This window comes from Coriobacteriaceae bacterium, assembly GCA_025992705.1.
Lineage (GTDB): Bacteria > Actinomycetota > Coriobacteriia > Coriobacteriales > QAMH01 > QAMH01.
This window is the reverse complement of the sequence record DAJPGJ010000001.1, coordinates 1,897,501-1,918,454: the sequence shown is the minus strand read 5'-3', so window position 1 is coordinate 1,918,454 and position 20,954 is coordinate 1,897,501. Positions and strand designations below refer to the sequence as shown.

General features: G+C 58.6%; 17 protein-coding genes, 3 tRNA genes and 1 rRNA gene (1 of these 21 running past the window's edge). 18 read left to right on the top strand and 3 right to left on the bottom strand.

Features of this window, described 5'->3' with window-relative positions:
* The first annotated feature begins 176 nt into the window (after positions 1 to 176).
* From argH to OIM11_08240, 8 genes are all read left to right on the top strand, one after another.
* Entirely contained in the window at positions 177 to 1,613 is a 1,437-nt protein-coding gene (gene argH / locus OIM11_08275) for an argininosuccinate lyase (protein HJJ01118.1), read from the top strand.
* A 3-nt stretch (positions 1,614 to 1,616) separates the two neighbouring features.
* Positions 1,617 to 3,776: a DUF3656 domain-containing protein gene (locus OIM11_08270; protein HJJ01117.1), complete on the top strand. Its 2,160-nt coding sequence runs from the start codon at positions 1,617 to 1,619 to the stop codon at positions 3,774 to 3,776.
* An 81-nt stretch (positions 3,777 to 3,857) separates the two neighbouring features.
* Positions 3,858 to 5,072 (top strand): tyrosine--tRNA ligase, encoded by a 1,215-nt coding sequence (gene tyrS / locus OIM11_08265; protein ID HJJ01116.1) that lies wholly within the window; start codon positions 3,858 to 3,860, stop codon positions 5,070 to 5,072.
* Between the two features lie 99 nt (positions 5,073 to 5,171).
* Positions 5,172 to 5,248, top strand: a tRNA-Pro gene (locus tag OIM11_08260).
* Positions 5,249 to 5,383: 135 nt separating this feature from the next.
* Entirely contained in the window at positions 5,384 to 6,001 is a 618-nt protein-coding gene (locus OIM11_08255; protein HJJ01115.1) for a flavodoxin family protein, read from the top strand.
* A 125-nt stretch (positions 6,002 to 6,126) separates the two neighbouring features.
* The gene (locus OIM11_08250; protein ID HJJ01114.1) at positions 6,127 to 6,606 is read left to right on the top strand and encodes a hypothetical protein; all 480 of its coding nucleotides are present in this window, start codon (positions 6,127 to 6,129) and stop codon (positions 6,604 to 6,606) included.
* A gap of 123 nt (positions 6,607 to 6,729) precedes the next feature.
* Positions 6,730 to 6,803 (top strand) — tRNA-Gly (locus tag OIM11_08245).
* Positions 6,804 to 6,860: 57 nt separating this feature from the next.
* Positions 6,861 to 7,703 carry a pyridoxamine kinase gene (locus OIM11_08240; GenBank protein HJJ01113.1) on the top strand — a complete coding sequence of 281 codons (843 nt, stop codon included), beginning with the start codon at positions 6,861 to 6,863 and terminating at the stop codon, positions 7,701 to 7,703.
* Positions 7,704 to 7,714: 11 nt separating this feature from the next.
* Here OIM11_08240 and OIM11_08235 read toward each other — a convergent pair whose 3' ends face one another.
* The 3 genes from OIM11_08235 to OIM11_08225 all read right to left on the bottom strand — a co-directional run bounded on the left by OIM11_08235 (position 7,715) and on the right by OIM11_08225 (position 13,154).
* Complete coding sequence (locus OIM11_08235; protein HJJ01112.1) at positions 7,715 to 7,918, bottom strand: hypothetical protein; 204 nt, start codon at positions 7,916 to 7,918, stop codon at positions 7,715 to 7,717.
* Complete coding sequence (locus OIM11_08230; GenBank protein ID HJJ01111.1) at positions 7,915 to 8,286, bottom strand: hypothetical protein; 372 nt, start codon at positions 8,284 to 8,286, stop codon at positions 7,915 to 7,917. Before OIM11_08230 ends, OIM11_08235 begins: the two co-directional genes overlap by 4 nt.
* A 98-nt stretch (positions 8,287 to 8,384) precedes the next feature.
* Positions 8,385 to 13,154 (bottom strand): VaFE repeat-containing surface-anchored protein, encoded by a 4,770-nt coding sequence (locus OIM11_08225; GenBank protein ID HJJ01110.1) that lies wholly within the window; start codon positions 13,152 to 13,154, stop codon positions 8,385 to 8,387.
* A gap of 291 nt (positions 13,155 to 13,445) precedes the next feature.
* Here OIM11_08225 and mobB point away from each other — a divergent pair, with 291 nt between their 5' ends.
* The 10 genes from mobB to OIM11_08175 form a co-directional block, all read left to right on the top strand.
* Positions 13,446 to 13,982: a molybdopterin-guanine dinucleotide biosynthesis protein B gene (mobB, locus tag OIM11_08220; protein HJJ01109.1), complete on the top strand. Its 537-nt coding sequence runs from the start codon at positions 13,446 to 13,448 to the stop codon at positions 13,980 to 13,982.
* A gap of 32 nt (positions 13,983 to 14,014) precedes the next feature.
* Entirely contained in the window at positions 14,015 to 15,019 is a 1,005-nt protein-coding gene (gene moaA / locus OIM11_08215) for a GTP 3',8-cyclase MoaA (GenBank protein ID HJJ01108.1), read from the top strand.
* 3 nt (positions 15,020 to 15,022) lie between these two features.
* Positions 15,023 to 15,577 (top strand): cyclic pyranopterin monophosphate synthase MoaC, encoded by a 555-nt coding sequence (moaC, locus tag OIM11_08210; GenBank protein ID HJJ01107.1) that lies wholly within the window; start codon positions 15,023 to 15,025, stop codon positions 15,575 to 15,577.
* Positions 15,578 to 15,591: 14 nt separating this feature from the next.
* Positions 15,592 to 16,065 carry a MogA/MoaB family molybdenum cofactor biosynthesis protein gene (locus OIM11_08205; protein ID HJJ01106.1) on the top strand — a complete coding sequence of 158 codons (474 nt, stop codon included), beginning with the start codon at positions 15,592 to 15,594 and terminating at the stop codon, positions 16,063 to 16,065.
* Positions 16,058 to 16,453 carry a hypothetical protein gene (locus OIM11_08200; protein ID HJJ01105.1) on the top strand — a complete coding sequence of 132 codons (396 nt, stop codon included), beginning with the start codon at positions 16,058 to 16,060 and terminating at the stop codon, positions 16,451 to 16,453. The genes OIM11_08205 and OIM11_08200 overlap by 8 nt, the downstream gene beginning before the upstream one ends.
* Before the next feature lie 47 nt (positions 16,454 to 16,500).
* Positions 16,501 to 16,577: transfer RNA gene (locus OIM11_08195), tRNA-Arg, on the top strand.
* 148 nt (positions 16,578 to 16,725) lie between these two features.
* Positions 16,726 to 17,034 (top strand): integration host factor, encoded by a 309-nt coding sequence (locus tag OIM11_08190; GenBank protein HJJ01104.1) that lies wholly within the window; start codon positions 16,726 to 16,728, stop codon positions 17,032 to 17,034.
* Between the two features lie 160 nt (positions 17,035 to 17,194).
* Positions 17,195 to 18,481: a UDP-N-acetylglucosamine 1-carboxyvinyltransferase gene (gene murA / locus OIM11_08185; protein HJJ01103.1), complete on the top strand. Its 1,287-nt coding sequence runs from the start codon at positions 17,195 to 17,197 to the stop codon at positions 18,479 to 18,481.
* A 19-nt stretch (positions 18,482 to 18,500) separates the two neighbouring features.
* Positions 18,501 to 19,826 (top strand): LCP family protein, encoded by a 1,326-nt coding sequence (locus OIM11_08180; GenBank protein ID HJJ01102.1) that lies wholly within the window; start codon positions 18,501 to 18,503, stop codon positions 19,824 to 19,826.
* 544 nt (positions 19,827 to 20,370) lie between these two features.
* Positions 20,371 to 20,954, top strand: a 16S ribosomal RNA gene (locus tag OIM11_08175); it runs 924 nt beyond the window's last position.

The window sequence follows — 20,954 nt, the reverse complement described above, 5'->3', positions numbered from 1 at the left end:
GAAAACCTCTCGTCCATAAAGCCTAGTGGCGCACTATTATAACTTTAGTACGGTAAAGTGAAAGGAACTTTCTGCAGAGCGCTAGGTAGACGGGATGTTTGCGCCCGTCGCAAGAACGGCGGCGCATCTTTGCTATATTGTCAGTTTGGTCGCGACAAACCAACTTGGAGTACACCATGCAGAACACAACATCTTCCCCAGACGGCATGCACGCGAGCGAGGCGCTCTGGGGAGGTCGCTTCGAAGATTCCCCTACGGAGTTTACGCAGGCCTTCGGTGCGTCTTTGCCCGTCGACAAGCGCATGTGGGAGTCCGATATCGAGGGGTCGAAGGCGCATGCGCTCATGCTCGCTCGCCAGGGCGTTATCTCGGACGAGGACGCCGCAAGCATTCGCGCGGGGCTCGATGCCATTGCAGCCCAGATTGACGAAGGCGATTTCGAGTTCGATATCGATGACGAGGACATTCACATGTCCATCGAGCGCAACCTGACCGAGGCCATCGGTGCGGCAGGCGGACGCCTGCATACGGGCCGGAGCCGCAATGACCAGGTCGCGACCGATGCACGCCATCATGCCAAGAAACTCGCCGCGGGTCTTGCGCACCAGATGCTCGACCTGCGTGGTGCGCTCCTCGAGCTTGCCGAGGACAAGTTCGGCGTCGTCATGCCAGGCTACACGCATATGCAGAAAGCGCAGCCCGTGCTCTTCTCGCATCATATGCTCGCGTACTACTGGATGTTCACGCGCGATTTCGAGCGCCTGCAGGCGGCCTACGCGGCTGCCGATGTGCTGCCCTTGGGTAGCGCCGCTCTCGCGGGCACGACCTATCCGCTCGACCGCCATTTCGTGGCAGGCGAGCTCGGCTTTGCCAGCGTGGCGGAAAACAGCATGGACGCCGTGAGCGACCGTGATTTCCTCCTCGACCTCTCCTATGCCTGCGCGGTGGCCATGATGCACCTCTCGCGTTTGTGCGAGGAGCTTATCTACTGGTCGAGCAACGAGTTCGGCTTCATCCGCCTGTCCGATGCCTACTCGACGGGCTCGTCAATCATGCCCCAGAAGAAGAACCCTGACTTCGCCGAGCTCATTCGCGGCAAGACCGGTCGTGTGTACGGTGACCTCATGGCGCTGCTCACGACCATGAAGGGCCTTCCGCTTGCCTATAACAAGGACATGCAGGAGGACAAGGAAGGCGTGTTCGACGCGGTCGATACGCTCGGTAACTCCCTCGTCGTGATGACGGGCATGATTCGTACCATGCAGGTCAACGAGGACGCCATGCGCACCGGAGCGCTCGGCGGCTTCATGGCGGCGACCGATCTGGCCGATTACCTCGTTGGGACGGGCGTGCCCTTCCGCGAGGCGCATGCCATCGTGGGCAGGCTCGTGCTCGAATGCGAGAAACGGGGAAAAACCTTGCAGGACCTGAGTGCCGACGATCTTGCCGAAGTCGACGAGCACTTCGCTGCCGATGCGCTCGAGGCTGTTGACATCGACAAGGTCGTCGAACGTCGTACGACCTATGGTGCAACAGGTCATGATGCGGTCAAGGTCCAGCTCGAGCATGCACGTGAGAGCCTTGCGGCCGATACCAATGCCATGGTGGACTAGGCGATGAGAAAGCCGGAACTGCTCGCACCCGCGGGGAATCGCGCGGCGTTCGAGGCGGCGCTTGCCGCTGGTGCCGATGCCATCTACCTGGGAGCCGGATCATTCAACGCGCGGCGCAATGCCGATAACTTCGCCATCGACGACCTGCGTGCGGCATGCCACGATGCGCATCTGCGCGACGTACGCGTCTACCTCACGGCCAACACGCTCGTGTTTCCGGGCGAGATGGACGATGCGCTCGCGATGGTCGCCTCTGCAGCCGAGGCGGGAATCGATGCCGCCATCGTGCAGGACGTCGGTCTCATGTCGGTGCTGCGCCGCGATCTGCCCGAACTCGAACTTCACGCCTCCACGCAGCTCAACGTGCGTGGCAAGCGTGGTATCGAGCTGGCCACGCGTCTTGGCTGCTCGCGCGTGACGCTTGCGCGCGAGCTCTCCATCGAGCAGATTGCGCGTCTTGCCGAGCTTGGCGTCGATTTGGAGGTTTTCGTGCACGGGGCGCTGTGCATTTGCCAGTCGGGGCAGTGCCTGCTCTCGTCGCTTATTGGCGGACGTAGCGCCAATAGGGGGCTCTGCGCTCAGCCCTGCCGCCTGCCGTATAAGCTTGTCGATGAAGACGGCAAGACGCTCGCGCAGGAAGGTCAGTACCTGCTGAGTCCCAAGGACCTTTGTGGCATCGGGATGGTCGATCAGCTCATCGAGGCCGATGTCGCGTCGCTCAAGATCGAGGGACGCATGAAATCGCCCGAGTACGTCTCCACGGTTACGGCAACGTATCGCGAGGCGATTGACCGCGCATGGAGGGACCGGGCTTCGTACGAGGTCGCCGATGATGCCGAGGATGTGCTAGCCGAGGCGTTTAACCGCGGATTCACGCAGGGCTATCTAACTGGTGAGCGCGGTAACGACATGATGGGTTACCGGCGTCCGAACAATCGCGGTGTGGCGGTCGGGCGCGTCACGGGGTATTCCGCTGGCAAGGTCAAACTTGCCGCAACGAGGGACATCGCCGTGGGTGACCTGCTCGAGTTCTGGACCTCCAAGGGGCGCGTCACCTATACCGTCGAATCGTCCGACACCCTCAAGGGCGAGACGAAGTACCTGGGTGTGCGCGAGCCGGTCTCCGTTGGCGATCGCGTGTTTCGCGTGCGCTCGGCCAAGCTCGCCGCCGATGCGCAAGAACGTACCGAGACGGGGATGAAGATTCCGGTTTCCATCGACGTGACCATGAGGAAGGGCGAGCCGCTCGAGATTACCGTATGTGACGAGGCGGGCCACGAAGCGAAAGCGACAGGTCCGGTCATTGAGGAGGCACGCACCAAGGCGATTACGCGTGAGGATGTCATCGAGCACGTGGGCAGGCTCGGCTCCACGCCTTTCACGTGCGAGGACTGGCAGGTCGATCTGGACGAGGGCGTGGGCATTGGCTTTTCGACCCTGCACAAGACGCGCAGTGCCGCACTCGCCGCTTTCGAAGAAACGCTGCTTGATGCAGACGGGCAGACGGCATTGTCCGCCGGTGGCATTGACATCACGCGCGTGACGGACCTCTCCGACATGGCGCCGTTCACGACGGTCATTCGTTTCGATGACACGAACATAGCCTGTTCGCTCGAGGAGTTCGAGCCGGGCTGTGCCATCGGGCCGCGTATGTACGCCACCAACATCGAGGCCATCCGCACCTGGGCCGCGCTCGGCGCGAGCTTCGTCTGGCTCTCGCCCGAGCTCACGCTTCACCAGATGAAGCTGCTGGCCGATGAGTCGCCGCTTCCTCTCGGGATCGTCGTCATCGGCCGCCAAGAGCTCATGGTGAGCGATCACTGCTTCCTCATGTCCGAAGGGCCGTGCGATGAGCGTTGTGGCACTTGCGAGCGCCGTCAGGGCGCATCGCGTTTTCTGGAGGATCGCAAGGGTTACCGCTTTCCGGTTACGACGGACGCATGCGGGCGAGGGCACATTTACAATGCCGTGCCACTCGACGTCGCGCATGCAATTGGCGACTTGCTGCGTGCTGGCGTGCGTGGCTTCGCCGTCGATGCGACGCTCATGGGCGAAGGCGAAGCGGAGCACGCGCATAATCGCGTGCGCAGCGGAATAAACGGGACGAAGGTCAAGAAGAGCGCCGATACGACCACGGGGCATCTCTTCAGGCCGGTCGAGTAGTACATGCACCGCAACTGGCATGGGTGCTTCTGCTAAGATAGCGAATTTACATAGCAGTAAGGTTTGATGAAAGGCAAAGACGTGCTTTCAAGCGAAGAACAACTCCACATCATTCAGTCGGGCGTCGCGGGCATTACGCCGCTTGGGGCCATGAAGAAGAAGCTCGATCGCGGCACGCCGCTCAACATCAAGCTCGGTGTTGACCCGACGAGTCCGGATTTGCACATCGGCCATGCCGTGCCCCTGCGCAAGCTGCGCCAGTTCCAGGACCTTGGCCATGAGGTCACGCTCATCATCGGTGACGGTACGGCCATGATCGGCGATCCGTCCGGTCGCAACTCGACGCGCCCGCAGCTTTCTGCCGAGCAGATCGACGCGAATGCTCAGACCTACATGGAGCAGGCAATGAAGGTGCTTGACCCCGAGAAGACCAAGGTCGTGCATAACCGCGATTGGATTTTTGACCTTGACCTTGCCGACTTGCTGGGTCTGCTTTCCAACTTCACGGTCGCTCGCATTCTCGAGCGGGACGACTTCTCCAACCGCTATCACAGCCAGCAGCCCATCGCCATGCACGAATTCATCTACCCCATCATGCAGGCGTACGACTCCGTCGTCATCAATGCCGATGTCGAGCTTGGCGGCAACGACCAGCTCTTCAACCTGCTCGCCGGACGCGAGCTCATGGAGAAGAAGGGCATGGAGCCACAGGTCTGCCTGACGCTTCCGCTGCTCGAGGGTCTCGATGGCGTACGCAAGATGTCGAAGTCCTACGGCAACTACGTGGGTCTCACCGACGAGCCAGCCGACATGTTCGGCAAGATCATGAGCATCCCCGATGAGCTCATGCCGCGGTACTACCGCCTGGCGACGGCGCTTCCCGTGGACGAGATCGACGATATCGAAGCAGGCCTGGCAGCAGGGGAGCTTGACCCCAACAAATCGAAGCGTCGCCTCGCGCGTGAGATTATCGGGATTTATCACGGTGCTGACGCCGCGGCTGCGGCCGAGGAGCAGTTCGACCTTGTCTTCAAGGCACATGCGGCCCCTGATGACATCGAGGTCTTCGACATCGAGCTCGAGGAGGATCCTGAGAAGGGCGGTGTCTACTTGCCCAAGTTGCTTGCAGACCTCAAGCTCGTGGGCTCAGGCGGTGAAGGTCGTCGCATGATCGATCAGGGTGCCGTGAAGATTGACGGCGAAGCCGTCGAGAAGGGCACGTATCATCTGCCCGCCGCGCGGCTCGCCCATGCGACGCTGCAGGTTGGCAAGCGCAAGTGGGCCAAGCTCGCGTAGGGGATGAGCCATGGGGCCAGGTCCCTCGGCGCATGACGAACGTTGCCGGAACAATGCCGCTACTCGGCGCTGAAAGTGCGGTATACTTCCTTCTCGCGTCGGGGAGTGGCGCAGCCTGGTAGCGCGCCTGCTTTGGGAGCAGGATGTCGCAGGTTCGAATCCTGTCTCCCCGACCAACAAAACTACAAGGCCAGGGGCTCAGGCTCCTGGCCTTCTTGGTGCGCGTGCGTTTCGCGTGCGGAATCGTCACGATGCTGCAGCACGTGTATCCTGGGTGGGAGTCGAATAAAGACGAGTTTTCGGGAGTGGAAATGAAGGTATTGCTGATTAACGGGTCACCCCGGCAGAATGGCAACACGGCACGTGCCCTCGACGAGATGATCGATGTCTTCAAGGCCGAAGGAATCGATACCGAGCTTGTGCGCGTAGGCTCCCTTGACGTGCGCGGGTGCATAGCGTGTGGATCCTGCGCCAACACGGGTGCGTGCGTCTTTGATGACATAGTCAACGAGATAGCTCCGGCTCTCGAGGAAGCCGACGGTCTGGTGGTTGGGTCGCCGGTCTACTACGCCTCTGCTAATGCGACGCTGATTGCTCTCCTCGACAGGCTATTTTTCAGTACGCATTTCCCGAAGACTATGAAGGTCGGCGCGGCCGTTGCGACAGCGCGGCGCGGCGGCATCACCGCGACCTACGACGAGCTCAACAAGTACTTTGGGATATGCGGCATGCCGATTGCCACGGGCCAGTATTGGAATGGCGTGCACGGGAGACTTCCGGGCGAGGCCGGAGAGGATACCGAGGGATTGCAGCAGATGAGAACGCTTGCCAGAAACATGACGTTTCTCATGAAGGCAATCGCGCTTGGCAAGGAGGAGCTCGGTTTGCCCGAGAAAGAACCCCAGATCATGACGAACTTCGTGCGATAGCTCGCGTAGCAAATCTCGGCGGGATTCTGGAAGAGGCCTACTCCGCTGTTGCGCGGGTGAGAGGCTTGCCTGCTCGCGTGCTCGTGAATGATAATGGCGAAAAGGAAGAGTCATGGGAGGTGCTCATGGGATCTTACGAGAACGAAGCCGCCATGGTCGAGGCGGGAACGGCCACGCGCGGGCACACGATGCGCTTGTACTTCGAGGAAGTCGATGCCGGGCTTACCGACGAGACGTCGCACCTCAAGCATAGGCCCGATTACTCCAGGAGCCTGCTCGCACCTGAGAACGACGATATCTACCGCGAGTTTTGCAGATACGTGGACATGGAGGAACCCCGTTTCTTCGACAAGGTAGAAGACCCCATCAGCGTGGAGGGGCATACGGCAGCCGATGTGTATCTGGCGATGATTTCCCACAATGACCGCATCGTTGCTATTGACGGCGCCGCCGTCTATGCCATGCTCGCCAACCTGCGCAAGAACCCCGAGCTGTACTCGAAGGTGTTGGACTTCCGACCGACCTGCTATCAGAGCGGATGCGGTATGAAGGATGCCGCGTTCGACGCGGGTTATTACGGCGAGCGCAGATTCCCGAAGGCCTGAGCAGGATGCGGTAATCCGTCCAGACGCGAAGCTCGTCTGATGCAGGCGATGTCCAAGCGTCCGCAAACTTTTCCGAGCTTTATCCTGTGACTTGAACCTATTGGGGTATAATCTGTCTACATTGCGGGCGTAGTTCATCGGTAGAACCTGAGCCTTCCAAGCTCATGAGGTGGGTTCGACTCCCATCGCCCGCTCCAGACATCTGCCAACGGGTGCCGCATGGTACCCGTTGCTTTTTTGGAAAGAGGCACGGCATGAAGCGCGTCGTAAGCATTCAGGACATCTCTTGCGTTGGAAAGTGTTCCCTCACCGTTGCGTTGCCCATCATCTCGGCCATGGGGGTCGAGTGCGGCATTCTTCCCACTGCCGTGCTCTCGGTTCACACCGCTTTCAAGAGCTTCACTTTCGACGACCTGACCGACCAGATCGAGCCCATCTCCCAGAGCTGGATTGACAACGGGGTCGACTTCGATGCCATCTACACGGGCTATCTTGGCTCCTTCGAGCAGCTCGAGCTCGTAAGCCGCTTCTTCGATCGTCACAAGGAGGATGGCACGCTCATCTTCGTTGACCCGGCCATGGCCGACAACGGCGTGCTCTACAAGGGCTTCACCCCCGAGTTCGCTCGGGCAATGGGCACGGTGGTTTGCTCCAAGGCCGATATCATCGACCCCAACATCACCGAAGCCGCATTCATGCTTGGCGCGGAATACAAGGAAGACGGCACCTATGACGAGGACTACGTGCGTGACCTTCTCCAGGGACTCGCCGCCCTCGGCCCCAAGAAGGCCGTGCTCACTGGTGTGAGTCTCGAGCCGGGTAGCTGCGGCGTCTATGGTCTCGACGGAGAGACGGGCGAGTATTTCTCGTATTTCAACGAGCTCGTCGATGCGCGCTTCCATGGGACGGGCGATGTATTCTCATCTACGACGGTCGGCGCTCTTCTCAACGGCTTCGAGTTGGACGAGGCGCTTGCCGTGGCGGCTGACTACACGGTTGCCTGCATCAAGGCCACCATCAGCCAGCCCGACCACAACTGGTACGGCGTCGATTTCGAGACCGAAATTCCCTATCTGCTCAAGCTCATCGGCAAGTAGGGGATTGCGCCCTAGAAAGTATGCTCGTTACCGTAGAGGGCTACGCAAGCAGGCGTGAAGTAAACCTTGCACGCAGAGACGAAGTCTCTGCCATGCCACGCTCTAAATCCGCCTGTCTTGGGTGAGTACATGTATCGAGCGCCAGACCCGGAGAGCGCTCTTATCGTCTCGGCATCTCCATCCATGAGAATGTCGAAAATTTCATCGATGCTCATCGTACCCCCTTTATTAACAAGAAACGATCAACCAATCTTTGTATATAAGTGTGGATAATGTCGTCGTCGTTGGCTTCGACAAATTTACAATACAGTTCTCGATGATGGCGGTTTCTGATTATCCTTGCCTCCAGCTCTTCGTGAACCAGCGTATCGATCAAATCCTTGTGCGAACTGGAATATTGTTTTCCAATCTCGATGAACAGCTCGTACTTATCTTTCTCCGCATTATACCTTTTTGAAGTTTTGCCCGGGGTGCCGATTCTGTTGTTTACCTTTGGCTTTACGCTAAAACGTATGCCGGAAAGCTCATTTTGGATAAGGTCATCAACTTGTTCTTGGGTGACCGAATAATCACCACGCTTCATTCGGGGTTTCTCTCGAATTACGATATTTTTCGGTACGAGTGACGACGGTTCCTCGCCGCGTGACACGTCATCCTCGTTAGTAGTCGAATTCATTCTTCCTACTCCCGTTTGCTGTTCGGGCCAAAGGCTTTGCGGCGTAGCGCTGCTAGCAGGCCGAATGCTGCACCCCCAATCAACCCACATGCTGCGAGCATCCATATGGTCGAGTCGCCTGTCTTCAGCGAGGGGCCAAATGGAGTGGGCGTCGACTCATTAGGCGGCGATGCCTCTTCGGGCGGTGTCTCTGGTCTGGAGGGTTTCACGCGCACGGTCTGGTCCTCGTCATGGAGATCAGCGTGCTCGGCCATGAGCGCATCATTGGCAAAGAGCTTCTCGAAAACGACGAGCTTTGTGTCATCGCCCAGGAGCGTGGCATCTATCTCGAAGGGAACGGTGGCGTTTCCATGGGAGGCGTCTGGTGTAAATGCAATATGCGCGGTTATGGGCCTTCCATAAGCATCGAGTGCGGGTCTTCCTTCGAGAGTGCCATCGTCGATCATGAGCGTGCCATCGATTTCGTACTCTTCGTTTGGAACGAGGCCGGCATAGGAGACGCTGTCGATAATGGTTGTCATGCAATTCCCGGTGATTTCCTTGTCGCCATCGCTCATATCGGACGCGTACGTTTTGATAGAGGGCGGCGTAACGCGTACCGTCTGAGCGGTGTTCTCGTAGTCTGCGTGAGTCGCGAGAAGTCTCCCTTTGCGGTAGAGCTCCTCGAAGATGACGATCTCCCGCTCTGTGTCGGTGCTTGAGGCATCGAAGGAGAAGTTGACATCGACGGTTCCAGCCGCCTCTTCGGGAACGAAGCTGTATGTTGTCCGCGCAGGTTCGCCCTGTGCAGTAAGGAGTGGTGTTTTCGCTTCCTTGTCCATGAGCGTTCCCACGAATTCATAGGTGACGCCAGGCTGCAGGCCCTCATACGACACCGCATCGAATATTCGTGTCTGCTCATGGGCGGCGATGAGCTTGCCACCATCGAGCGGGTCGCTCGCACAGGTATTGATGGCGGCTGGCACAAGGCGTACCGTTTGCCCTTCGTCTTCGATGTCCTCGTGAACGGCGATTTCCTCGCCGTTGCGAAGAAGCTTCTCGAAGATGACAAGCTCGCTTCCGGCTTCGAGCATGCTCGTGTCGAGGGAAAACGACAGCGAGACGGTTCCGTCGGCATGCTCGGTGACAAAATCTGCTTGCGATGTTATTGGCCTGCCGTCCTCGTCGACGAGGGGCTTCCCGTCTGCCTTGTTCATGACTGCTCCGGCAAGCGTGTAGTCGCAGCGAGGCGCCAGGCCTTCATAGCTCACGGTATCGACGATGGTCGTATCGACATCGCGTACAACGGTCTTGGCCCCGTCCTTCGACGCTGCCGTTGTCGTAATGCGTGGCTTGGCGACCGTGACCGTCTGTTGGGCATTTGCAAGATCTTCGTGTGCGGCGATTTTGACGCCGTCGCGGTAAAGCTCCTCGAAGACGACGAGCTCCGTCCCCTCATCCACGACGGTTGTGTCGAGCGTGAAGGAGAGCTCCACGAGACCCGATGGGGCATCCGGTGTGAATTCGAGACTGCTCTTTACGGGGTCGCCCCTGCGGTCGCTCAGCGCCTCGCCCGTTGCCTTGTTCATGACGCGGCCACGAAGCTCATAGTTCTGTCCTACCTTGAGATTGCGATACGAGACTGTGTCAACGAGGGGGATATCTCTATCGCGCATAAGCCGCTTTGATATGCCATCCGAGCTTGCCGCTGTCTGGATGTACGGTGGCTCCACGACTATCGCCTGTTCGACGCTTGCAAGGTCGACATGACTTGCGAGGTGACGTCCGTCGCGGTAAAGCTCCTCGAAGACGACGAATGCCGTTGACGTTTGGATGTTCGTGGCATCGAAGTCGATGACCACGTCCGTGCTTCCCTCGCGCTCCAGAGGTGTGAAGACGTGCGTTGCGGTGACGGGTAGCCCGAACGGATCGAGTGCTGGACGTCCGCTCTCCTTGTCGACGAGCGTTGCCTCGATCGAGTATTCGTACCCTGGCGTCAGCCCGCTGTAGGAAACCATGTCGATGATGCTCGTGGCGATATCGCTCGCAACGCTCGAATCGCCATCTTGTGGATCATGCGCGTGCGTTTGGAGGGACGGCGGAAAGACGCTTATCGTCTGGCTGACGGAATCGAGGTCCTCGTGCGTTGCGACGATGGTGCCGTCACTCATCAGTTTCTCGAAGATGACGAGCTTCGTGCCCGGTTCCAGCTCGGATGCGTCAAGGGCATATGCGATGTCGATTGACCCGGATGAGGCTTCGGGAACAAACGTGACTGTCGAGGTAACCGTGCTGCCTGACGGTTCGAAGGGCAGGCCACTTGCGCTATCCACAACCGTGCCGGTGAGCTCGTAGTTCGCGCCCGCTATGAGGCCCGTGTATGAGACGTGGTCAACGATGGTCGCATCGACATCGCCCACGATGAGCGAGTCGCCATCCATTCCGTCAACTGCGTGTGTCTCGATTGCCGGCTGAACGACGGTAACGGTTTGGGAGCTATCGTCGATATCCTCATGCATCGCGAGAAGACGGCCACTCTCGAGAAGGCGTTCGCAGACGACGAGTTGCCTGCCGTTTTTCAGACCCATCGTATTGAGCGTGAACTTGACCTCAACGCTTCCCGTACTTGCTGATGCGGTGAACGTGTGCGAGGAGGTAATTGCATTGCCATGAGGGTCGCGAAGCACCTCACCCGTCGTCGCGTCGGCAAGGTGGCCCTCGAGCGTGTAAGTCCGTCCGGCAACGAGGCCGCTGTACGACACGGAATCGAGGATGACGGCATTTGCGTCCCAGCTCACGAGCTTATCGCCGTCACGTGCGTCATGTGCGCTCGTTGCCAGCGTGGGGGTGGTGTTGCCAACGGTTCCCAGGTCTATTGTGGTGGATTGCGCGGCATGGGCAAATGCCTCGAACTGAACGAGTGCCTTGCCCTCGTTTGCTCGCACGGGCAGCTCCTCGAAGAGGTAATGGCAGCTCGTGCTGTCGGGGAAGGCCCCGACCGAGTCGTTCGCCGTAGTCATGCTTCCGTCCGCCGTCATCCCAAACCATGTGCCAGCTTCGGAGTCGAGCAGTGCTTCGTTTACAACGTAACTTCCATTTGCCCCAATTTCTACGGCCGCATCATTGGCGTTGGTACGTGTTGTATGGCGTCGATATGCGGCGCTCGAGTCGAATCTTCCGTTCGCATCGGTGACGACGACATGTCGTTCGATGGTCGACCCATCCGCGGCAATGCGCGACACGAGGAACGGGATGCCGCCCATGGGCCTTTGCGTGTCCAGATCGCGTTTGGTAAAGCAAAGGTCCTGACGTATGGGGTTCTCGTTGACGATGACGCCGCCGTTGCCAAGCGGACCGCTCGACACGTCATGCGCGCCCGTGCCATGAGAGGTGATGGTGATGACAATGGGCTCGTTGTCTACGGGAACTTCGTAGGAGGCGGGGGCCTTCAGCTCGCGAATCGCGTAGGTGCCAATGGGGAACAGCGGCTCGTTTGCGATCGGATCGCGATACAGTGCGTCTCCGCTGACAAAGGCATGCGCAAGGTCGCCGCGTAGATCGACCTTACCCGTATCATCGGTCCTAAAGGTCCATCTGCGAACTGCATTGCCCCCTGTCTCTCCCGTGAGGTTCGGGAAATAGCGCACCTCAAAGAGCGCATCGGCAAGCGTACCGTCTCCTGAGGGTGTCGAACTCCGTGTGATCAAGTCGTGTTTCTGGATGATGACGTCAACGTCTTCGGTTTGAGGCTCGTCCGTGACATCGTTTTGGTCGACATCGCCCGCGCCGTTTGACGTATCGTGAAGCCAGCTCACTTCTCCGGGGTCAACCCAGCAGTTGTAAATGGTCGGGTCGTAGGCGTAGCCCGTGCCCTCGACGGAGGATTCGATCTCGCGTATGAAGTAGGTGCCTGAATAGAGCCCCCCGACCTCTGCATAACCAGACTCGTCGAGCACGAGAGTCTTGCCCGTATCGCCTTCGGGGCCACAGGTGTTAGTCACGTAGACGCCGTATGTAATGCCCTCCATGGAGTACAGGGGGTTATCGTTTGTTATATCGGGATTCATCGACCGTTTGTTCATCTTGATCATGCCGACGGTCTTGTAGCGTGAGCTTGCGGCTATGGTCTGCTTGCTTCCCCCGTCGATCATATAGGCTTCGAAGTCGGCGGGTACCTCGCCTGTGCGCGTCATGACGAGGCGCCCAAGGGCGTTGGGGTTGATGAGGCTGCCATTATTTAGGTCAAATCCCGTGATGTTCCAGGTAAGCCAGTTGCGGAAGTTCTCGCCAGCGCCATAGGTGGCTTCGTGGGCGCTCGAACTGTATGTGTCGGCCAGAAGAATGTGCGAGGCAAGGTAGTAATCCTCGGCACCCATGGGGTCGCCGTTCCAGTTTGTCGCGGGCCACATGCTCGCATCGAAACCCGGCCCACCGAAGGCGAACCATAGGTCGGCTATGAGTTCATAATCCCTTCCGCTCACGCAATGGATGCTGCTCTTCTCGTAGCTTCCCTCGCCGGGCGAGTTCTTTGCGGGTTCGATGCAATATGCCAGTGTCTCGCCCTCGCCGTCGTTCGTGTGGAAGATATGCGCGTTCCATGCACCGTCTGAGTAATGGATATTGCCCTCTTTCCATAAATTGACGGTCTGTCCCGATGCCAAGGCGGGTCGCGTGGCGGCTACGCCAATGTAGGGTAAGGTCATTGTGCATATGAGCAGCAAGCTCAGCATGATGACCTGCATCTTGTGCAGCGCGCGTGGTGTATCTGGTGCTGCGTGGCGAAAGCTCTGTGGCATGGCCTCTCCTTCGTTTTCCACCCGATAGTCCAGGTGGTCGCTTCGATTGGAGCCGCCATGCTATGCCTTTGCTTACCGAGCGAACCACCCCGACAATCTGAACGAACCCAGACCAAAGCAGGAGCAAATTCGGACAGAAAGGCGAGCGTTTTCGGACTTCCCCCGTTCAGGAGCGAGCATGTGCGCATCACCACCGACAGTGTCTGCCTCGAACTGCTCCGTGCTTTGTCGGAGAGCTGCGCTATACTTTGCTCAGCACAATGATGGTCGGGCGTCACGCAAGGAGAATCCATGAGCGAAGTGCCTGTCATAACGATGACCGGGTGGTCAAATTCCGGAAAGACGACGTTCACCACGCGCGTCGTGGAGTTGCTCACGGGCATGGGCATCCGCGTTGGCGTCATCAAGCATCATGGTCACAGGACGGGCGGCGTCGATGTCGAGGGCAAGGACTCCTGGAAGTACGCGCAGGCCGGTGCCAACCCCGTCATTCTCAGCGCTTCGGATCAGTACGCGATCTTCGTGAGCACACCGCAGGGCGAGCCATCGCGTGACGAGCTTGTCGCCAAGATCGCCGATGACGTTGACTTGGTGATCGTCGAGGGGTTCCGCGCCGAGGCTGATGGTGCCATCGAGGTCTATCGCAACGCTGCGGGGCATCCAGACCCCAAACTCGCCTCTGAGGAGCGCATTGCGCTCGTCACCGATAACGTCGCCCTTGCCGATCAGGTGCGCGCTGAGGGAAAGCCCGTCTTCGGCCTTGAGGACTTCGAAGCGGTCGCGCGCTATTTCCTCGAGCTCGCCGGTATCGATACGAGCACTCTGTAGTATTCTGCAATGAACTTCTTCGAGGGAGCCACATGAAGGACAATTACGGGCGCAAGATTGACTACCTACGTATCTCTCTGACAGATCGCTGCAATTTGCGCTGCATATACTGCATGCCCGAGGAGGGTGTGCCGTTCAGATCGCACGAGTCCATCTTGCGCATCGAGGAGATCGCCGACTTCACGCGTCGCGCGGCGCAGGCGGGTATTCGCAGGGTGCGTCTCACGGGCGGCGAACCGCTCATCCGCAAAGGCGTGGTTGACCTCGTACGCGAGATCGCCGCTACGCCGGGAATCGAGGACATTTCGCTCACGACCAATGGCATATTGCTCCCCAAGATGGCGGCCGATTTGAAGGATGCCGGTCTCACGCGCGTCAACATCTCGCTCGACACGCTCGATCCCGCACAGTTCACCTACGTGACGCGTCTCGGAAAGATCGAGGACGTGTTTGCGGGCATCGACGCGGCTCTCGAGAACGGCTTTGATCCCGTCAAGATAAACGCCGTCGCCGTTCGCAGTCTCGACCAGGACTTCTTCGGCTTTGCCAAGCTCTCGCTCGACAGGCCCTTGCATGTGCGCTTCATCGAGTACATGCCGGTGGGGGAGAGTTCGGGTGGCACAGGCGCTGGCTGGACCGAAGAAGACATCGTTCCTGCGAGCGAGATCATCGAGCGCATCAACGAAGGCGCCATCGCAGCTGGTATTGGCCCGCTTGAGCCCGTCACTGATGACGATCTTCCCTCGGGCGCCGGCCCTGCGATTTATTACAGGCTCCCAGGTGCGAAGGGAACGGTCGGCTTCATCAGCGCGATGTCGAACCATTTCTGCAGCTCGTGCAATCGCCTGCGGCTCACGGCGGATGGCAAGATTAGGCCCTGCCTGTTCAGTGACCGCGAGATCGATGTCATGGAGGCAATTCGCTCCGATGATTCCGAGGCCATCGATCACGCGATCGAAGAGGCGATTGGCATCAAGCCCGACGAGCATCACGAGGAGCGTGGCACCGAGCGACGCATGAGCCAAATAGGAGGCTAGAACATGACGCAGGACAGACCAGGAGGCCTTGCGGCTGGCAATTCCGAGAACGACCTCGCACGCGATGGGCAGCTCAGCCATGTCGACGAGAAGGGCGTCGTGCGCATGGTCGATGTCTCGCAGAAGGCCGATACCGAGCGCCAGGCCATTGCCGAAGGTTGGATTTTCATGCATTCGGACACTCTTGCGATGATTACGGACGGCACGGCGGCGAAGGGCGACGTCCTCGCCTGCGCACGCGTGGCGGGTATCATGGGCTGCAAGCAGACGAGTTCGCTTATCCCCATGTGCCATCCACTCAACATCACCAAGTCAAAGTGTGAGCTTGAGCCCGTCTTGGCAGGCGAACGCGAGGACGGGCGAGTAGGTATTCACGCGATCATGACCACGGGCGTGACCGGAAAGACCGGTATCGAGATGGAGGCTCTCACCGGCGTGAGCATTGCGCTCCTTACGGTATACGATATGTGCAAGGCGGTCGATCGCGGCATGGAGATTTGCGACGTGCATCTCGTCCGCAAGGAGGGTGGACGCACGGGGTTGTGGACGCGAGACTAGAGACGGGACAGGCCATGAACATCAAATTCGGAATCGTTACCTGCTCATCCACACGCAGTATCGAGGAGGATACGGCAGGAGCGCGCCTCGAGGAGCTCATTGCCGAGCAAGGGTGGACGACGCTTTCGCGCGTTGTCGTGAAAGACGACGTCGACATGATCGCAGACGCCATCGTTGCCTGCTGCGATGCCGGCGCCGATGTCGTCTTGACTTGCGGAGGCAGCGGTCTTTCGCTCGCGGATGTCACGCCCGAAGCCACGCGCAAGGTGTGCGACCGCGAGGTTCCCGGCATTGCCGAGGCGATGCGCGCCTACTCCATGACCAAGACGCATCGTGCCATGCTCAGTCGCGCAATTGCCGCGCAGCGCGGGCGCGTGCTCGTCGTTAACCTGCCTGGCTCCAAGAAAGCTGCAGAGGAGAACTGGGAAGGGGTTTTCGACCAGTTCGATCACGCGGTCTCGATGATGGCGGGCGAGGGCCATGCGTAAGCGAAAGCAGGACTCCGAGTACCATACCGGCAGGCTCAATATCTCGTGCCCGCCCTCGACGAAGGATGCCATCGCCACTGACGCGACTGCACATGGGCAATCCATCAGCCAGTTCATCCTCGAGCTCTATAAGACAAGCAAACAGGCGGGATCATCCGCGCATTTTGCCCGCATGGGGCTTGACCTAGTGGGCATCAAGAAGCGCCTGATCGACATCGATGCACGCCTGCGCCGCTCCCTCAAGCGCAGCCATGGCATGGTGGATGCTGCCGTGCATGATGATCTCGTGCGTCTCAAGCAGCTCGAGGACGAAATCGATGCGACGTTGCGCGAGACTCTTAATGCCGTGAAGATTCTCAAGAAGCACGAGGAAAACTTCGACGCCTAAGCTGTCGGTTGCCTCGCGTGATTTACGCTAGAATGTGGAGCCACAGCGCGCCATTAGCTCAGCAGGATAGAGCATCGGACTTCTAATCCGGCGGTCGGGGGTTCGAATCCCTCATGGCGCGCCAGATCTCCCCCGCAACTACCTTTTCCGGTCTCGAATCGTCCTTCCGCAGGTCATGGAAATTATCTGAAATGCAATATGTTCGTGACCTTGACGTTCAGAAGTGCTATAGTACCCCCACGATGCAAGATCCCATTTCGAGGAGGATGGAAATGCCTTTACCCAAGATGACTGATGAGCAGCGCGCTGCTGCACTTGAGAAGGCCAAGGAAGCTCGCGCCAAGCGCGCGAAGCTCAAGGAGGATATCAAGTCTGGCAAGCTCACGCTCAGCAAGGTCCTCAACAGCGATGACGAGATCACCAAGAAGACCAAGGTCATTCAGATTCTCGTCTCCCTGCCCAGCGTTGGCAAGGTGACTGCCCAGAAGGCCATGGAGGAGATCGGCATCGCCGAGAACCGTCGCGTTGGCGGCCTGGGTTCTGCTCAGAAGGAGAAGCTCATCGAGCGTTTCGGCAAGTAATTCTGCCGTAATAAGCAAGGATGTGACGGCCCGTCAGCCCCAAGCTGGCGGGCCTTCTTCTGCCCGCTTCCACACGGGCGCCGCTTGCGATATCACAGCATCTACAGATTAGCTCCAGGAGCAAGATGCTAAACTCATGCAAGCGCATTGAAGGGGAGATATGGATTCACGTGAGTTGATCGTCGTCAACGGCCAACGGCCCATTTCGGGAACGGTAGAGGTTCGTGGCGCCAAGAACTCAGTTCTCAAGCTTATGGCGGCAAGCGTGATGGCGTCTGGTGAGACGTGCATCGGAAACGTGCCGTTTATCTCGGACGTAGACGTTATGAGTGACGTTCTGTCGACCATTGGCGCCCGCGTCAGACGCGGGGAGGACAGCCATACTCTTTTCATCGACACGCGCGATCTCAACTCGTATAGAACCCCTTATGAGCTCGTCGCCAAGATGCGTGCTTCCATTTCGATTCTTGGCCCGCTCATTACCCGGTTCGGTTGCGCTGTCGTGGCAATGCCAGGCGGATGCCAGATTGGCTCGCGCAAACTCGACATGCACATCGCGAGTCTCGAGGCGCTCGGCGTGCAGTTCGATGTCGATCACGGATACCTCCATGCGAGCACGCCCAATGGCTTGATTGGCGCCGAGGTCATCCTGGACTTTCAGAGCGTGGGCGCGACGGAGAACCTCATGATGGCTTCCGTTTGCGCTCGTGGCACGACGGTCATCCATAACGCCGCCTGCGAACCCGAAATCGTGGATCTCGCCAACTTCCTCATCTCGATGGGAGCGGACATCGAAAACGCGGGCACTCCGGACGTCGTGGTGCATGGCGTTACCGAGCTTCATCCTACCTCGCATATGACCGTGGGCGATCGTATCGAAGCGGGGACCTTCCTCGTGGCGGGTGCTGCGACTGGCGGTCCCGTTACCGTAAGGGGCGCTAGTCCCGACCATCTGGGACTTGCGCTCAAAAAGCTCCACCAGATGGGCGTGGACCTGTTCATCACCGACGACGAGATTACGGCTGAGCGCTCGGATGATTTGCGACCGGCCGATATCCAGACCCTGCCATTTCCCGGATTCCCCACCGACCTGCAAGCTCAATTCATGGTGCTCTGCGCGCTGGCAAACGGGGATTCCATCATCACCGAGAACCTCTTCGAGAACCGCTTCATGTTCGCTGCAGAGCTTGCTCGCATGGGCGCCGATATCCGCATCGACGGACATCACGCCCTTGTGAACGGCGTGGGCCACCTTTCCGGCGCACCGGTCAATTCGACCGACTTGCGCGCGGGCGCCGCGCTCGTGATTGCGGGACTCGTTGCCGATGGTGCGACCTTCGTCGACAGCATTCACCATATCGATCGCGGCTATGAGGATTACGTCGGCAAACTGCGGGCGCTCGGCGCCGATATCGAGCGTGTCCCGGCGCAAGACCTGAGTTTCTAGCGATTCGTCGGAGTGCGCAGTGCCATATCATCACAAAAGAGGTGGACTCAATATAAACGGTGCCGGCGGACGACGTCATAGGTCTTCCGGTGGCACGCCTTTCGCGAGTTCGCGCCTCTCGTCCAAATCGCAATCCCGGGCAGCTCGTGCATCGGAGCGTGCGGCCCTTTCGCGCGCCGCGAAGGGACGCGGCACCTATATCCACCCGACGGGCTTCGGCAAGCGCGATCCATCCCAGACGCGAAGGATGCTCTTTACCGTCTTGTTCGTCGCTGTCATTGCGCTGGCGCTTGCGACGACGGTGGGTGTGCTCGTCTATCAGCAGGCGGCACGCAATGCGCTCAAGCCCGTCTTCGATACGCAGGATTTCTCCCAGCAGCTCACGCCCGTTGAGTCCAAAACCGACTTGTTCTGGAATGTCCTCGTGCATACGGATGCCTCATCTGCCGAGGAGGGCCGTGGCGCCATCGTCGACCTCGCCCTTGTCTGCGTTGATCCCGACAACGTCACGCTCTCGTTCCTCTGGATTCCCGTCAACACGCGCGTCTATATCGATGGCGTGGGGTATAGCAAGATAGAGGATGCTTTTGCCGATGCGCATGAGGAGGGAATCATCGCGGCTGTCAAAAAGCTCGCGGACGTTGATATCGCCCACTATATAGAGGTAAACGACGCTGGCCTGAGTAGGCTCGAAAGCCAGCTTGCTCCCTTGCCCGTCGATGTGGCAACGGCGAGCAAGGAGGCGCTTGTGGGCGCCATATGCCGTAGGCTCTTTGGATCGAGCTCCGAGCAAATGTCTGCGCGCGTTGACAGCTTCACGGCATGCGTTGCAACAGACGCCTCAAGTGATGAGGTGACGCAGACCTTTCGTGCCCTGCATGGCATCAACGTCGACACTTCGTGCTACCAGGAGACGATGCCTTCGACGTTGGAGGATATAGGCGGCGTGCAATACAGTATTTGCAGTACCGATAGCTGGAATACGATGGTCTCGCGTGTCTCGAGTGGCATGTCGCCTGTCGCGACTCCCTCGGAGGTCGATACCAACAAGGTCACGCGCAAGAACTGCACCGTCGCGGTTTGGAATGGCGTGGGCGTGTCGGGCGTCGCCAACGACTGCACCAACGAGCTCAAGAAGCTCGGCTGGAAGGTGATCAGCACGGGCAATGCCAACCAGTTCGTCTATGACGAGACCTTCGTCGTGTTCAAGGACACCGATGACGAGGCAGCGGCGCGCCTGCTTGCGGCCGATTTGGGCCAGGGGCGCGTGGTGCGCAGCTATGCACGTTACAGCTACGAGGGCAATCTCCTCGTCGTTATTGGCAAGGACTACAAACCATACTAAAAGCCACGCTCACATGACGTCTCGTAAAAACTTTCGAGAAATTGCAAATTAATGCTTGACACCCCCAAATGCGATGCGTAATATACCAACTCGCGCCGCAGCGAAGGGCACCATGTTCGAGGCGGATAAGAGCAGGTCAATTGACAGGTTCTTAGCAATGGCGAAGAGTCGCTTCTTCAAAAAATTTTGAAAAAGTTTCAATTTGCTATTGACGCGAGATGCGAAGGAGCGTAAAGTACTTCTTCGCGCCGCTCGTAAGGTTTTAACCTAAAAGCGGCAGGGACGGTCTCAGATAGAGCCCGTCTCGGAACCTTGAAAATCGGATACTGTTTAGACGAAAAGTGATACAAGCCAACGAGTTCTTTGAATGATCACATGAAGGAACCCGCCTCGGTCAGATACCGAGGAAATCCTTAAAAGAATTCTAAAGACGACTCCTCTCTTTCTACCGAGGGGTCGCATCCGGAAACAGGCTATCGTGAGAGCGAATAGCCAAACCACCGGAATCAAATACCGTTCTTGATGCAGGCCTCGCGCCTGCTTTTGAATGGAGAGTTTGATCCTGGCTCAGGATGAACGCTGGCGGCGTGCTTAACACATGCAAGTCGAACGAGAAAGCACCTTCGGGTGTGAGTAGAGTGGCGAACGGGTGAGTAACACGTGAGCAACCTGCCTCTCACTTCGGAATAACTCAGGGAAACCTGTGCTAATACCGGATACTCCGTACATTCCGCATGCTATGTACGGGAAAGCCTTGTGCGGTGAGAGATGGGCTCGCGGCCCATTAGGTAGTTGGTGGGGTAACGGCCTACCAAGCCAACGATGGGTAGCCGGGTTGAGAGACCGACCGGCCACATTGGGACTGAGACACGGCCCAGACTCCTACGGGAGGCAGCAGTGGGGAATTTTGCGCAATGGGGGAAACCCTGACGCAGCAACGCCGCGTGCGGGATGAAGGCCTTCGGGTTGTAAACCGCTTTCAGTAGGGAAGAAAATGACGGTACCTACAGAAGAAGCTCCGGCTAACTACGTGCCAGCAGCCGCGGTAATACGTAGGGAGCGAGCGTTATCCGGATTTATTGGGCGTAAAGCGCGCGTAGGCGGGCTATTAAGTCAGGTGTTAAAGCC

Coding starts and splice junctions, on each gene's coding strand:
- argH (HJJ01118.1), top strand. CDS start 177: ATGCAGAACACAACATCTTCCCCAGACGGCATGCACGCGAGCGAGGCG.
- OIM11_08270 (HJJ01117.1), top strand. CDS start 1,617: ATGAGAAAGCCGGAACTGCTCGCACCCGCGGGGAATCGCGCGGCGTTC.
- OIM11_08255 (HJJ01115.1), top strand. CDS start 5,384: ATGAAGGTATTGCTGATTAACGGGTCACCCCGGCAGAATGGCAACACG.
- OIM11_08250 (HJJ01114.1), top strand. CDS start 6,127: ATGGGATCTTACGAGAACGAAGCCGCCATGGTCGAGGCGGGAACGGCC.
- OIM11_08240 (HJJ01113.1), top strand. CDS start 6,861: ATGAAGCGCGTCGTAAGCATTCAGGACATCTCTTGCGTTGGAAAGTGT.
- OIM11_08235 (HJJ01112.1), bottom strand. CDS start 7,918: ATGAGCATCGATGAAATTTTCGACATTCTCATGGATGGAGATGCCGAG.
- OIM11_08230 (HJJ01111.1), bottom strand. CDS start 8,286: ATGAAGCGTGGTGATTATTCGGTCACCCAAGAACAAGTTGATGACCTT.
- OIM11_08225 (HJJ01110.1), bottom strand. CDS start 13,154: ATGCCACAGAGCTTTCGCCACGCAGCACCAGATACACCACGCGCGCTG.
- mobB (HJJ01109.1), top strand. CDS start 13,446: ATGAGCGAAGTGCCTGTCATAACGATGACCGGGTGGTCAAATTCCGGA.
- moaA (HJJ01108.1), top strand. CDS start 14,015: ATGAAGGACAATTACGGGCGCAAGATTGACTACCTACGTATCTCTCTG.
- moaC (HJJ01107.1), top strand. CDS start 15,023: ATGACGCAGGACAGACCAGGAGGCCTTGCGGCTGGCAATTCCGAGAAC.
- OIM11_08205 (HJJ01106.1), top strand. CDS start 15,592: ATGAACATCAAATTCGGAATCGTTACCTGCTCATCCACACGCAGTATC.
- OIM11_08200 (HJJ01105.1), top strand. CDS start 16,058: ATGCGTAAGCGAAAGCAGGACTCCGAGTACCATACCGGCAGGCTCAAT.
- OIM11_08190 (HJJ01104.1), top strand. CDS start 16,726: ATGCCTTTACCCAAGATGACTGATGAGCAGCGCGCTGCTGCACTTGAG.
- murA (HJJ01103.1), top strand. CDS start 17,195: ATGGATTCACGTGAGTTGATCGTCGTCAACGGCCAACGGCCCATTTCG.